10 protein-coding genes and 4 pseudogenes are annotated in these 13850 nt (G+C 41.2%); 12 read left to right on the forward strand and 2 right to left on the reverse strand.

All coding sequences use genetic code 11. The annotated features are described in order from the left end of the window. Positions 1–20: 20 nt before the first annotated feature. The 3 genes and pseudogenes from KB197_RS03995 to KB197_RS04005 all read left to right on the forward strand — a co-directional run. Complete coding sequence (locus KB197_RS03995; protein WP_082888131.1) at positions 21–950, forward strand: N-acetylmuramoyl-L-alanine amidase family protein; 930 nt, start codon at positions 21–23, stop codon at positions 948–950. A 128-nt stretch (positions 951–1078) separates the two neighbouring features. After that, a pseudogene (locus KB197_RS04000) lies at positions 1079–1571 on the forward strand (Ltp family lipoprotein); the annotation flags it as partial. A 63-nt stretch (positions 1572–1634) separates the two neighbouring features. Further along, positions 1635–1727, forward strand: a pseudogene (locus tag KB197_RS04005) (Ltp family lipoprotein); the annotation flags it as partial. Between the two features lie 233 nt (positions 1728–1960). Here KB197_RS04005 and KB197_RS04010 read toward each other — a convergent pair. Beyond that, positions 1961–2107: pseudogene (locus KB197_RS04010) on the reverse strand (IS30 family transposase); the annotation flags it as partial. Between the two features lie 165 nt (positions 2108–2272). Between KB197_RS04010 and KB197_RS04015 the strand changes: the two are divergent. From KB197_RS04015 to KB197_RS04030, 4 genes and pseudogenes are all read left to right on the forward strand, one after another. Continuing rightward, a complete protein-coding gene (locus tag KB197_RS04015) occupies positions 2273–4636 on the forward strand; it encodes an Ltp family lipoprotein (RefSeq protein ID WP_421127866.1) in 2364 nt (787 codons plus the stop codon). 388 nt (positions 4637–5024) lie between these two features. Next, positions 5025–6966: pseudogene (locus KB197_RS04020) on the forward strand (Ltp family lipoprotein). 103 nt (positions 6967–7069) lie between these two features. Beyond that, positions 7070–8029, forward strand: coding sequence for an ROK family glucokinase (locus tag KB197_RS04025; protein ID WP_000078562.1), 960 nt, complete (start codon positions 7070–7072; stop codon positions 8027–8029). Positions 8030–8126: 97 nt separating this feature from the next. Beyond that, positions 8127–8966 (forward strand): thymidylate synthase, encoded by an 840-nt coding sequence (locus tag KB197_RS04030; RefSeq protein WP_020903655.1) that lies wholly within the window; start codon positions 8127–8129, stop codon positions 8964–8966. Positions 8967–9016: 50 nt separating this feature from the next. Here KB197_RS04030 and KB197_RS04035 read toward each other — a convergent pair whose 3' ends face one another. After that, a complete protein-coding gene (locus tag KB197_RS04035) occupies positions 9017–9187 on the reverse strand; it encodes a DUF3042 family protein (protein ID WP_001051780.1) in 171 nt (56 codons plus the stop codon). 121 nt (positions 9188–9308) lie between these two features. Between KB197_RS04035 and miaA the strand changes: the two genes are divergently transcribed. The 5 genes from miaA to KB197_RS04060 are packed head-to-tail and all read left to right on the forward strand — an operon-like array spanning position 9309 to position 13760. Then, positions 9309–10193 carry a tRNA (adenosine(37)-N6)-dimethylallyltransferase MiaA gene (miaA, locus tag KB197_RS04040; RefSeq protein ID WP_212574005.1) on the forward strand — a complete coding sequence of 295 codons (885 nt, stop codon included), beginning with the start codon at positions 9309–9311 and terminating at the stop codon, positions 10191–10193. Continuing rightward, positions 10186–11424: a GTPase HflX gene (gene hflX / locus KB197_RS04045; RefSeq protein WP_212574007.1), complete on the forward strand. Its 1239-nt coding sequence runs from the start codon at positions 10186–10188 to the stop codon at positions 11422–11424. Before miaA ends, hflX begins: the two co-directional genes overlap by 8 nt. Further along, the gene (locus KB197_RS04050; RefSeq protein WP_084862502.1) at positions 11417–12040 is read left to right on the forward strand and encodes a cystathionine beta-lyase; all 624 of its coding nucleotides are present in this window, start codon (positions 11417–11419) and stop codon (positions 12038–12040) included. Before hflX ends, KB197_RS04050 begins: the two co-directional genes overlap by 8 nt. 14 nt (positions 12041–12054) lie before the next feature. Beyond that, positions 12055–12984: a ribonuclease Z gene (gene rnz / locus KB197_RS04055; protein ID WP_125448177.1), complete on the forward strand. Its 930-nt coding sequence runs from the start codon at positions 12055–12057 to the stop codon at positions 12982–12984. A 20-nt stretch (positions 12985–13004) separates the two neighbouring features. Further along, positions 13005–13760, forward strand: a complete 756-nt coding sequence (locus KB197_RS04060) for an SDR family NAD(P)-dependent oxidoreductase (RefSeq protein WP_064276510.1) — start codon at positions 13005–13007, stop codon at positions 13758–13760. Positions 13761–13850 lie beyond the last annotated feature (90 nt).

The raw sequence follows: 13850 nt of genomic DNA on the forward strand, positions 1-13850 counted from the left end.
CATAATTATGGGAGAAAAAGATGAACAAACGTCTATTTTTAAAAATGAGTCTGGCTACCTTGCCAGTTTTAGCCTTGTTTTCACAACCTGTGTTAGCAGAGGAAAACATTCATTTTTCTAGCTGTAAGGAAGCTTGGGCGAATGGATACTCGGATATTCACGAGGGAGAACCTGGTTATTCTGCCAAGTTAGACCGAGATCATGATGGTGTGGCTTGCGAATTGAAAAATGCCCCTAAGGGTGCTTTCAAACCTAGGAAATCGACTGAGGTAAAAACAAACTATAGCTCAGCAATCACAAGTGGATGGGTTCAAAAGGATGGAGTTTGGTACTATCATGATGACAAGGGAAATCCTGTAACCAATACTTGGAAGGGAAGTTATTATCTAAAATCAGATGGTAAAATGGCTCAGAATGAATGGATTTATGATACATCCTATCAAGCCTGGTATTATTTGAAATCAGATGGTTCGTATGCTCGTAATGCATGGCAAGGTTCATACTATCTTAAATCAAATGGTAAAATGGCACAGAGTGAATGGGTTTATGATGCATCCTATCAAGCCTGGTACTATTTGAAATCAGATGGTTCGTATGCTCGTAATGCATGGCAAGGTTCATACTATCTTAAATCAAATGGTAAAATGGCACAGAGTGAATGGGTTTATGATTCATCTTATCAAGCCTGGTACTATTTGAAATCAGATGGTTCATACGCTCGTAATGCATGGCAAGGGGCTTATTATCTTAAATCAAATGGTAAAATGGCACAGAGTGAATGGGTTTATGATACATCTTATCAAGCCTGGTACTATTTGAAATCAGATGGTTCATATGCCCGTAATGCATGGCAAGGTTCATACTATCTTAAATCAAATGGTAAAATGGCTGTTAATGAACGTACACCAGATGGTTATCGTGTAGATGGTTCAGGTAAATGGGTTAAATAAGAAATTAAAAAATAGGATAGTAGGTAATATCAGATGAATAAAAAAAGATTATTTTATGTGCTTTAGCATTTTCAACGATTGATACATCAGGAGTTCTTCCTCTTTCAACTCAAACGGTGCAGGCTGACACACAAGAAGAGTTTAAAGAGGCCATTAAGAAGCTGACTGATAAAAAATCAACTACTTCAACTCCAAAAAAAGGATGAAAAGCCAAAACCAACACCTACAGTTCAGTCTGGTTGGGTAGGTTCATCCTATTATCAAGATGGTAAAAAAGTCACTAGTAAGTGGATTTTTGATAAAAAATATAATTCATACTTCTATCTAGATGCATAAGGAAATTATGTTCAAAACGCTTGGGTAGGTAACTACTATCTCAAATCAGGCGGATACATGGCTAAAAGTGAATGGGTTGATGGAGGTCGTTACTATGTAGGATCTAATGGATTATGGGAAACCAAATCATCAACCAATAGTGAATATTCTGCTACTTTAGAAAAGGCAAAGAGTTATAACTCGTGGGCAAATATGTCTAAAAAACGCTTATATAAGCAATTAACTTCAAAATATGGAGAAAAATTTCAAAGTGATGCTGCACAATATGCCATCGATCATTTGAATGCAGATTATAAATCAAATGCCTTAGCTAAAGCAAAGAATTATCGAAAATTATTTAAGAACTCGAAGTCAGCAATTTATAATCAACTAGTTTCGCCTTATGGTGAAGAATTTACAGAAGAAGAAGCTAATTATGCAATTCAACATCTTGACGACTAATCATTTTAAATAAGTATTTTTACCCCAATTATCAAGTCAAGTTCAACAAAGTTGTTTCTCTGATTAAGAGAGTATCTTTCAAGCTGTTTGAGTGAGCTCAAACAGCTTTTTTGCGGACTATAGCCAAGTTCAAAATAGAAGGTTCTCCGATTGTCTTTCCACCCAGAACAGAATGGATTTTCCAATTTCAAAAAGGGGTTGGAGTTTATAGGTGTGAACAAAGGCATCTATGCTATGTCTCGTTGGTTTCTCCCCGGTCTATGAGCAATCTCAGCAGGTTTGAGTCCTACGTTTAAATAAGCTTCAATTTCTACTCGCTCAGCTTCATATAAGTGCTTGTATGATTGATTTGTGGTAGGATAATTAGTGGACATGTTCATCTTGCTTTATACTGTTTTTCGCAACTCTAGTATATCAGATGAGCATGTCTTTTGTGTTGCACTTCATTTTAAAATAGGGTTTTCATAAATAGTTATTATTTGAATGTAAAAAAAATTAAGTATATGATATACTATAAGTGTAAATCATAAGAAAAGGAGATTTTTATGAGAAAATCAAAAAAATTTTTGGTTACAAGTGTAGCAGCAACTACTCTTGCACTTGTTTCTTTTTCAGATACAATGGGGGTGTTGCCTTTCTCGCCTCAGAAAGTATCTGCTCAAGAAAAGGATGCGTCTAAAAATGGTAAGATTGTAAAAGAGAATACAAAACCCGCACCAAAACCCGCACCAAAACCCGCACCAAAACCCGCACCAAAACCCGCGCCTAAGCCGGCACCAAAACCCACGCCGAAGCCGGCACCAAAACCCGCGCCGAAGCCGGCACCAAAACCCGCACCAAAACCCGCACCGAAGCCAGCATCAAAACCTGCGCCGAAGCCGGCACCAAAACCCGCGCCGAAGCCAGCACCAAAACCTGCGCCGAAGCCAGCACCAAAACCTGCGCCGAAGCCGGCACCAAAACCCGCACCAAAACCCGCGCCAAAGCCGGCACTAAAACCGACTGAAAAAGCTAAAGAAACAACTCCTAAACAGGATAAATCAAAATCTAAAGTTCAGTCTGGCTGGGTAGGGTCTTCGTACTATGAAAATGGTGCTAAAGTTACTAATAAGTGGATTTTTGATAAAAAAGCTAATTCTTATTTCTATCTAAATGCATCGGGAAATTATGTCCAAAATGCCTGGGTCGGTAATTACTATCTAAAATCTGATGGTAAGAGAGCTAAGAATGAATGGATTTATGATAAGAAATCGAATTCATATTTTTATCTAACATCAGAAGGAAGTTCTGCTCGTAACACTTGGGTAGGAAATTACTACCTCAAATCTGATGGTAAGAGAGCTAAGAACGAATGGATTTATGATAAGAAATCGAGTTCATATTATTATCTAACATCAGAAGGAAGTTCTGCTCGTAACACTTGGGTAGGAAATTACTACCTCAAATCAGATGGAAAGATGGCTAAGAAAGAATGGATTTATGATAAGAAATACTCTGCACATTATTATTTAACAGCAGAAGGTAGCTACGCTCGTAATACTTGGGTAGGGAATTATTATCTCAAATCAGACGGTAAGAGAGCTAAAAATGAATGGATTTATGATAAAAACTACGGGTCATACTATTATCTAACATCAGAAGGTAGCTACGCTCGTAATACTTGGGTAGGGAATTATTATCTCAAATCAGATGGAAAGATGGCCAAGAATGAATGGATTTATGACAAAAACTACGGTTCATATTATTATCTAACAGGAGAAGGAAGCTACGCACGTAACAAATGGGTAGGTAATTACTATCTAAAATCAAACGGTAAGATGGCCAAAAATGAGTGGGTAGATGGTGGTCGTTATTATGTTGATTCTGACGGAAAGATGGTTAAAAGTGACTGGATTTATGATAAAAACTATGGTTCATATTATTATCTAACATCAGAAGGAAGCTACGCTCGCAACAAATGGGTAGGTAGATATTATCTCAAATCAGATGGAAAGATGGCCAAGAATGAATGGGTAGATGGTGGTCGTTACTATGTCGATTCTGATGGTTATATGTTGAAGAATAAATGGGTAGATGGTGGTCGTTATTATGTAGGATACGACGGTGTGTGGCAACCAAAACCAGCAGATGGAAATCAATATAACGCGGCTTTAAGGCAAGCACAAGGTTATAATAGGATTTATTTGTCAAAAAAAAGAATTTATGAGATGTTAATTTTTGAAGGTTTTAATAGTGACGCTGCACAATATGCTATCAATCATTTGCAAGCAGACTATAAGGCGAATGCCTTAGCTACAGCAAGAGAATACCGAAAGAATGCCCATTTATCAAAGACAGAAATTTATGAGAGGCTAACTTTTAAAAAATTTACCAAAGAAGAAGCCAACTATGCTATTCAAAAACTTAATCTACCATCAGAAGGCAGCTATCCTCGCAATAAATGGGTAGGAGCTTATTATTATAAATCGGATGGTAAGATAGCTAAGAATGAATGGGTAGATGGCGGTCGTTACTATGTTGATTCTAAAGGCAAAATGGTAAGGAATAAATGGGTAGATGGTGGTCGTTATTATGTAGGATACGACGGTGTGTGGCAACCAAAACCAGCAGATGGAAATGAATATAACGCGGCTTTAAGGGAAGCAGAAAAACATAATAAATATGTATATGTGTCAAAAAAAGGAATTTATGAGATGTTAATTTTGGATGGTTTTAATAGTGACGCTATACAATATGCTATCAATCATTTGCAAGCAGACTATAAGGCGAATGCCTTAGCTAGAGCAAGGGAATACCGAAAATATAACAAATTCTCAAAGACAGAAATTTATGAGAGGCTAACTTCTTCTTGGATTGGAAAATTTACAAAAGAAGAAGCAAACTATGCAATTCAACATCTAGGTGACTAATTATTTAGAATAACTATTTTAACACCAATTGACAAGTCAAGTACAACAAAGTTGTTCCTCTGATTAAGAGAGTATTTTTCAAGCTGTTTGAGTGAACTCAAACAGCTTTTTTGCGGACTATAGCCAAGTTCAAAATAGAAGGTTCTCCGATTGTCTTTCCACCCAGAACAGAATGGATTTTCCAATTTCAAAAAGGGGTTGGAGTTTATAGGTGTGAACAAAGGCATCTATGCTGTGTCCCGTTGGTTTCCCCAAAAATCTCAGCCGGTTTGAGTCCTACGTTTAAATAAGTTTCAATTTCTACTCACTCAGCTTCAGATAAGTGCTTGTATAGTTATTATTTTAATGTAAAAAAGATTAAGGATATGGTATACTATAAGTGTAAATCATAAGAAAAGGAGATTTTTATGAGAAGATCAAAAAAATTTTGGTTACAAGTTTAGCGGCAACTACTTTTGCACTTGTTTCTCTTTCAGATACAATGGGGATGTTGCCTTTCTCATCTCAGAAAGTATCTGCTCAAGAAAAGGCTGAGTCTAAAAATGGTAAGATTGTAAAAGAGAATACAAAACCTGCGCCGAAGCCAGCACCAAAACCTGCGCCGAAGCCGGCACCAAAACCTGCGCTGAAGCCGGCACCGAAACCAGCGCCGAAGCCAGCACCAAAACCTGCGCCGAAGCCAGCACCAAAACCCGCGCCGAAACCGGCACCAAAACCCGCGCCGAAGCCGGCACCAAAACCTGCGCTGAAGCCGGCACCGAAACCCGCGCCGAAGCCAGCACCAAAACCCGCACCAAAACCTGCGCCGAAGCCAGCACCAAAACCTGCGTCGAAGTCGGCACCAAAACCCGCGCCGAAGCCAGCACCAAAACCTGCGCTGAAGCCAGCACCAAAACCTGCGCTGAAGCCAGCACCAAAACCTTCGCCGAAGCCAGCACCAAAACCTGCGCCGAAGCCGGCACCAAAACTTGCGCCGAAGCCAGCATCAAAACCTGTGCCGAAGCCAGCACCAAAACCCTCGCCGAAGCCAGCACCAAAACCCTCGCCGAAGCCGGCACCAAAACCTGCGCCGAAGCCGGCACCAAAACCCTCGCCGAAGCCGGCACCAAAACCCTCGCCGAAGCCAGCACCGAAACCTAAAGAAACAACTCCTAAACAGGATAAATCAAAATCTAAAGTTCAGACTGGCTGGGTAGGAAATTACTACCTCAAATCAGATGGGAAGAGAGCTAAAAATGAATGGGTAGATGGTGGTCGTTATTATGTTGATTCTGATGGAAAAAAGGTTAAAAGTGACTGGATTTATGATAAAAAGCATGGTTCATATTATTATCTAACAGCAGAAGGAAGCTCTGCTCGCAATAAATGGATAGGAAATTCTTATCTCAAATCAGATGGGAAGATGGCCAAGAATGAATGGGTAGATGGCGGTCGTTACTATGTCGATTCTAAAGGTTATATGGTAAGGGATAAATGGGTAGATGGTGGCCGTTACTATGTAGGATACGATGGTGTGCGGCAACCAAAACCAGCAGATGGGAACCAGTACAATGCCGCTTTAGAAAAGGCAAAGAGTTATAATTCGTGGGCAAATATGTCAAAAAAGCTCTCTATGAGCAATTAACGTGGCATGGTTTTTCAAGTTCAGCAGTGCAGTATGCCATCGATCACTTGAATGCAGATTACAAAGCAAATGCCTTAGCTAAAGCAAGAGAATACCGAAAATATAGTAATATCTCAAAAACTGAAATTTATGACAGGCTAACTTCTTCTTGGTTTGGAAAATTTACAAAAGAAGAAGCAAACTATGCCATTCAAAAACTTAATCTACCATCAGAAGGCGACCATGTTCGCAATAAATGGGTAGGAGCTTATTATTATAAATCGGATGGAAAGATGGCCAAGAATGAATGGGTAGATGGCGGTCGTTACTATGTCGATTCTAAAGGTTATATGGTGAAGGATAAATGGGTAGATGGTGGCCGTTACTATGTAGGATACGATGGTGTGCGGCAACCAAAACCAGCAGATGGGAACCAGTACAATGCCGCTTTAGAAAAGGCAAAGAGTTATAATTCGTGGGCAAATATGTCAAAAAAGCTCTCTATGAGCAATTAACGTGGCATGGTTTTTCAAGTTCAGCAGTGCAGTATGCCATCGATCACTTGAATGCAGATTATAAGGCAAATGCCTTAGCTAAAGCAAGAGAATATCGAAAATATAGTAATCTCTCAAAGACAGAAATTTATGAGAGGCTAACTTCTCCTTATTTTAGAAAATTTACCAAAGAAGAAGCCAACTATGCAATTCAAAAACTAGGGGATAAATAGTTATTAATTATTAGATGTAACTTTTTCATGCAAAGCTTTGCACAAATCTAACGATTTTGTTATACTATATCTGTAAGCATTTTCAATTAAAAAGGAGAAGACGATGAGTCAAAAGATTATTGGGATTGACCTTGGTGGAACTTCTATCAAATTTGCAATCTTGACAACAGCAGGAGAAATCCAAGAAAAATGGTCTATCAAGACCAACATTTTGGATGAGGGAAGTCATATCGTAGATGATATGATTGAGTCTATTCAACATCGTTTGGACTTGCTTGGATTGACAGCAGCAGACTTCCAAGGTATTGGAATGGGATCACCTGGTGTGGTTGACCGTGAAAAAGGTACTGTTATTGGTGCCTACAACCTCAACTGGAAAACCCTTCAACCAATCAAAGAAAAGATTGAAAAAGCCTTGGGCATTCCTTTCTTCATCGATAATGATGCCAACGTAGCTGCTCTTGGTGAGCGCTGGATGGGTGCTGGAGATAACCAACCAGACGTTGTCTTTATGACACTCGGTACTGGTGTTGGTGGCGGTATCGTTGCAGAAGGCAAATTGCTTCACGGTGTTGCTGGTGCAGCAGGTGAGCTTGGCCACATCACTGTTGACTTTGACCAACCAATCGCATGTACCTGTGGTAAGAAAGGCTGTCTTGAGACAGTCGCTTCTGCAACAGGGATTGTCAACTTGACTCGTCGCTATGCCGATGAATACGAAGGCGATGCAGCCTTGAAACGCTTGATTGATAACGGAGAAGAAGTAACTGCTAAGACTGTCTTTGACCTTGCAAAAGAAGGAGACGACCTTGCTTTGATCGTTTATCGTAACTTCTCACGTTACTTGGGAATCGCTTGTGCCAACATTGGTTCAATCCTAAACCCATCAACAATCGTTATCGGTGGCGGTGTGTCAGCTGCAGGAGAATTCCTTCTACAAGGTGTTCAAAAGGTTTACGACGAAAATACCTTCCCACAAGTACGCACAACAACTAAATTGGCTCTTGCAACTCTAGGAAATGACGCTGGAGTTATCGGAGCAGCATCACTTGTATTGCAGTAAAATAATAAAAGGAGAAAAACACTACTTTAAATCGAGTGATTTTCCTCCTTTCTTTTTTTATGCTATACTAGTTAGGAAATAAATGAGGTGAGAGAGAATGACAAAAGCAGATATTATTTTTAAAGAAAATATTGAACGAATCCTCAAAGACGGTGTCTTTTCTGAGCAGGCCCGTCCCAAGTACAAGGATGGGACAGTTGCCAACTCCAAGTATGTAACGGGTGCATTTGCCGAGTATGACTTGGCCAAGGGGGAATTCCCCATTACAACTTTACGCCCTATCGCTATCAAATCCGCCATCAAGGAAGTGCTCTGGATTTACCAAGACCAGTCAAATAGCCTAGACGTGCTTAATGACAAGTACAATGTTCACTACTGGAATGACTGGGAAGTGGGAGATACGGGAACCATCGGTGAGCGCTATGGTGCCGTTGTTAAGAAACACGATATCATCAATAAGATTCTCAAGCAGTTGGAAGCCAACCCTTGGAACCGCCGCAATATCATTTCGCTCTGGGATTACCAAGCTTTCGAAGAAACAGATGGGCTGCTCCCGTGCGCTTTTCAGACCATGTTTGATGTCCGCCGTGTAGATGGGGAAATTTATTTGGATGCGACCTTGACCCAGCGTTCTAATGATATGCTGGTGGCCCACCATATCAACGCTATGCAGTATGTAGCTCTTCAAATGATGATTGCCAAGCATTTTGGCTGGAAGGTTGGGAAGTTCTTCTACTTCATCAACAACCTCCATATCTATGACAATCAATTTGAACAAGCTCAGGAATTGCTTCGTCGTGAGCCGTCAAACTGCCAACCACGTTTGGTTTTGAATGTGCCAGATGGGACTAATTTCTTTGATATCAAAGCGGAAGACTTTGAGTTGGTGGATTATGACCCTGTCAAACCACAGTTGAAGTTTGACCTAGCTATTTAAAAGAATAGAAAAAAGAAGTTGAGACAATAAATCTCAACTTCTTTTGTTTTTTAACGTGATACGCGGCGACGGGCTGCTTTTTTACGGTTTTCTTCGATGAAAGCTGCTTTTTGCTCTTCTGGTTCGATCACTTTCTTTTTAAATGCGTATACTGCACCTGCAACTGCAGCGACAGTTCCTGCGACACCTGTTACAAGACCTTTAGCGAATCCTTTAGCCATGAGTCTTCCTCCTTTATCTTCTTAATCAGCCAGCCCCCCTCAAGAGGTCACATTTTTCTGACTGACCTTTTTGTGTTATAATAATAGTAACGAAAAAATGGGAATTTTTCAAGGAAAAAAGATGAAAACAAAAATAATTGTGATTGTTGGACCGACTGCAGTTGGAAAAACAGCCCTTGCCATCGAAGTTGCAAAGCGTTTTAATGGCGAAGTGGTTAGTGGAGATAGCCAGCAAGTCTATCGAGGACTTGATATTGGGACGGCCAAGGCTAGCCCAGAGGAGCAAGCGGCTGTTCCTCATCATTTGATTGATGTTAGAGAGGTAACCGAGTCTTACTCGGCTTTTGATTTTGTTTCAGAAGCTAAGATGGCTATTGAAGATATTCACAGTCGTGGCAAGCTAGCCATTATCGCTGGTGGGACTGGGCTTTATATCCAGAGCTTACTAGAAGGCTACCATTTAGGTGGAGAGACTCCTCATGAGGAGATTTTGGCCTATCGGGCTGGTTTGGAGCCCTATACAGATGAGGAATTAGCTCATCTTGTGGAGCAAGTAGGCCTTGAAATTCCTCAGTTTAATCGTCGTCGTGCAATGCGTGCCTTGGAAATTGCCCATTTTGGTCAGGATTTGGAAAATCAAGAGAGTCTATATGAACCGCTGATTATCTGCTTGGATGATGAGCGCAGTCAATTATATGAACGTATCAATCACCGAGTGGACCTGATGTTTGAAGCTGGACTTCTAGACGAAGCCAAGTGGTTGTTTGACCATTATCCAGATGTGCAGGCTGCTAAAGGGATTGGTTACAAGGAACTCTTTCCTTATTTCCGTGGAGAGCAGACCTTGGAGGAAGCTAGTGAGAGTCTCAAACAGGCTACCCGTCGTTTTGCCAAGCGTCAGTTGACCTGGTTCCGTAATCGCATGCAGGTCACCTTTTATCAGATTGGAGAAGCTGGTGTGCAAGACCGCATTTTATGCCAGATAGAGGAGTTTTTAGATGATTGAAACGGAGAAAAAAGAGGAACGAGTCCTGCTCATTGGTGTAGAATTGCAGGGGATGGACAATTTTGACCTCTCCATGGAAGAATTGGCCAGTCTAGCCAAGACAGCTGGAGCAGTTGTTGTAGATAGCTACAGACAAAAACGTGAAAAATATGATTCTAAGACCTTCGTCGGCTCTGGTAAGTTAGAAGAAATTGCGCTCATGGTGGATGCAGAAGAAATCACCACTGTCATCGTCAACAACCGTCTGACCCCAAGGCAAAATGTCAATCTAGAGGAAGTTCTGGGTGTCAAGGTCATTGATCGTATGCAGTTGATTTTGGATATCTTTGCCATGCGGGCTCGAAGTCATGAAGGGAAACTTCAAGTTCATCTTGCCCAGCTCAAGTATCTCTTGCCCCGCTTGGTTGGTCAGGGAATTATGCTCAGCCGTCAGGCAGGGGGAATTGGTTCCCGTGGACCTGGTGAAAGCCAGCTGGAGCTGAACCGTCGTAGTGTTCGCAACCAAATCACGGATATTGAGCGCCAGCTCAAGGTGGTTGAGAAAAATCGGGCGACTGTCAGAGAAAAACGTTTGGAGTCAAGTGCCTTTAAGATTGGTTTGATTGGTTACACCAATGCTGGGAAGTCAACTATCATGAACACCTTGACCAGTAAGATCCAGTATGAGGCTGACGAGCTATTTGCGACTCTAGATGCGACGACTAAGAGTATCCATCTGGGGGGCAATCTCCAAGTAACTTTGACAGATACAGTTGGCTTTATCCAAGATTTGCCGACAGAGTTGGTGTCCAGTTTTAAGTCGACCTTGGAAGAAAGCAAGCATGTGGACCTTCTGGTTCATGTTATCGATGCCAGCAATCCTTACCACGAAGAGCATGAAAAAACAGTTCTGTCCATTATGAAAGACCTGGACATGGAAGATATTCCTCGTCTGACACTTTATAATAAAGCGGATTTGGTGGAGGATTTCACGCCTACCCAAACGCCCTATGCTCTTATTTCAGCTAAGTCTGAGGATAGTCGTGAGAATTTGCAGTTTTTGTTTTTAGAGAAAATCAAGGATATTTTTGAATTCTTTACCCTGCGCGTGCCTTTTTCTAAGTCTTACAAGATTCATGATTTAGAAAGTGTTGCTATTTTGGAAGAACGTGATTATCAGGAAGACGGCGAAGCCATTACAGGCTACATTTCCGAGAAAAATAAATGGAGGTTAGAGGAATTTTATGACTGATATTAAAACGTTGGCTCTAAAATATGGGGGCTATACAAGTCTGGACAAGGTCTATCTAGATCAACTTCTAGCTGGTAAAACAAATCAAGAGCAGTTGGCACTGATCACTCCTCCACCTAGCGTGGTCAATGCTTACTTTGCAGAACTCTACCAGAAAAAGAGTCCTGAGGCTGCGACGGATTATTTTGCGGAACTCAGTCAGGAACTGAATCTTTACAATGCTGAACCTAGTTTCACCCTAGAAAACAAGCCTTTTATTCGGCTTAATCTGTCTGGCAAATCCTTTGGTTTTTGTTATGAGAGTGAGGGGCTTGGTCGGATTTTCTCTGAGAATGAAGAGAAGATTTCTGATGACTTGCTTTTTGAAATTGCACAAATTTTTCCCCATCAGCTAGTCTTTGAGGAGTCTGGAAAGATTTACATGAAGGCTGTCGGAGATGAGGAAGTTGTTAGCGTGGAGAATCTAACAGCTTTGACTGATTTGGAAAGTTTGGCTGATGGTCGCAAGCGTCTTAAAGGTTACAGCCAAGAGGAGTTATTACAAGAAGCTGCTTCTTTTTCTGGCAAACGCTATTTCCGATCGGAAAACCGCACAGCCATGTTATATATTGATTAATTAGAAAGTATCGAATGGATATTCAATTTTTAGGAACGGGGGCTGGTCAGCCCTCTAAAGCCCGCAACGTTTCAAGTCTAGCTCTGAAATTATTAGACGAGATTAACGAAGTTTGGCTCTTTGACTGTGGAGAAGGAACGCAAAATCGCATTCTGGAAACCACAATTCGACCACGTAAGGTCAGCAAAATCTTTATCACTCACCTGCATGGAGACCATATCTTTGGCTTGCCAGGATTCCTTTCTAGTCGTGCCTTTCAGGCCAATGAAGAGCAGACAGATTTGGACATCTATGGACCGCAAGGGATTAAGTCATTTGTCTTAACCAGTCTTCGTGTGTCAGGTTCGCGCCTGCCTTACCGTATTCATTTTCATGAGTTTGACCAAGATTCTCTAGGAAAAATCCTTGAGACCGATAAATTCACTGTGTATGCAGAGGAGTTGGATCACACTATTTTCTGTGTTGGTTACCGTGTTATGCAAAAGGACTTGGAAGGAACGCTGGATGCTGAAAAACTCAAGGCTGCTGGTGTCCCATTTGGCCCACTTTTTGGGAAAATCAAAAACGGTCAGGACGTTGTTCTCGAAGACGGTACTGAAATCAAGGCAGCAGACTATATCTCAGCCCCACGTCCAGGTAAGATTATCACTATTCTGGGTGACACCCGCAAAACCAATGCTAGTGTGCGTCTGGCTGTCAATGCCGATGTCCTTGTCCATGAATCGACTTATGGTAAGGGTGACGAAAAAATTGCTCGTAATCATGGCCACTCAACCAACATGCAAGCTGCACAAGTAGCGGTAGAAGCAGGTGCCAAACGCCTCTTACTCAACCATATCAGTGCCCGTTTTCTCTCAAAAGATATCAGCAAGCTCAAAAAAGACGCTGCTAGTGTTTTTGAAAATGTCCATGTGGTCAAAGACTTGGAAGAAGTGGAAATCTAAAAGATTGGGAAAGGATAAGTATGCCTACTATTCTCATTACTGGAGCTAGCGGTGGCCTAGCCCAAGAAATGGTCAAATTCTTGCAAAACGACCAACTCATCTTGCTTGGTAGAAATAAGGAAAAATTAGCCCAACTCTACGGAAACCATCCCCATGCAGAATTGATGGAAATCGATATTACCGATGATTCAGCCTTAGAAACTCTGGTAGCAGACCTCTATCTCCGTTATGGCAAGATTGATGTCTTGATAAACAATGCTGGTTACGGGATTTTTGAGGAATTTGACCAGATTTCTGACCAAGATATTCATCAGATGTTCGAGGTCAATACCTTTGCCCTGATGAATCTATCTCGTCGCCTTGCGGCTCGAATGAAGGAAAGTCGAAAAGGCCATATCATCAATATTGTTAGCATGGCAGGTTTGATCGCTACTGGTAAGTCTAGTCTCTACTCTGCTACCAAGTTTGCGGCCATTGGTTTTTCAAATGCTCTGCGTCTCGAACTCATGCCCTATGGAGTCTATGTGACAACAGTCAATCCAGGACCAATCCGCACAGGATTTTTCGACCAAGCCGACCCAGATGGTACCTATCTCAAGTCGGTTGACCGTTTCCTGCTAGAACCAGATACAGTGGCTAAAAAGATTGTCAAGATTATAGGAAAAAACAAACGAGAACTCAATCTACCGATGTTGTTGAACCTAGCCCATAAGTTTTATACCCTCTTTCCAAAGCTAGCTGATAAGCTGGCAGGGGAGACTTTTAATTATAAATAGAAGAAGTTCCTTTTAAAGGGACTTTTTTACTTCTTTTAATTTAAAGGTTAATAAGTGTTTTTTCTTTTAAAACTACATTCAGTTTTTTTT

It is taken from the genome of Streptococcus sp. 11-4097 (assembly GCF_018215285.2).
Taxonomy (GTDB): Bacteria; Bacillota; Bacilli; order Lactobacillales; family Streptococcaceae; genus Streptococcus.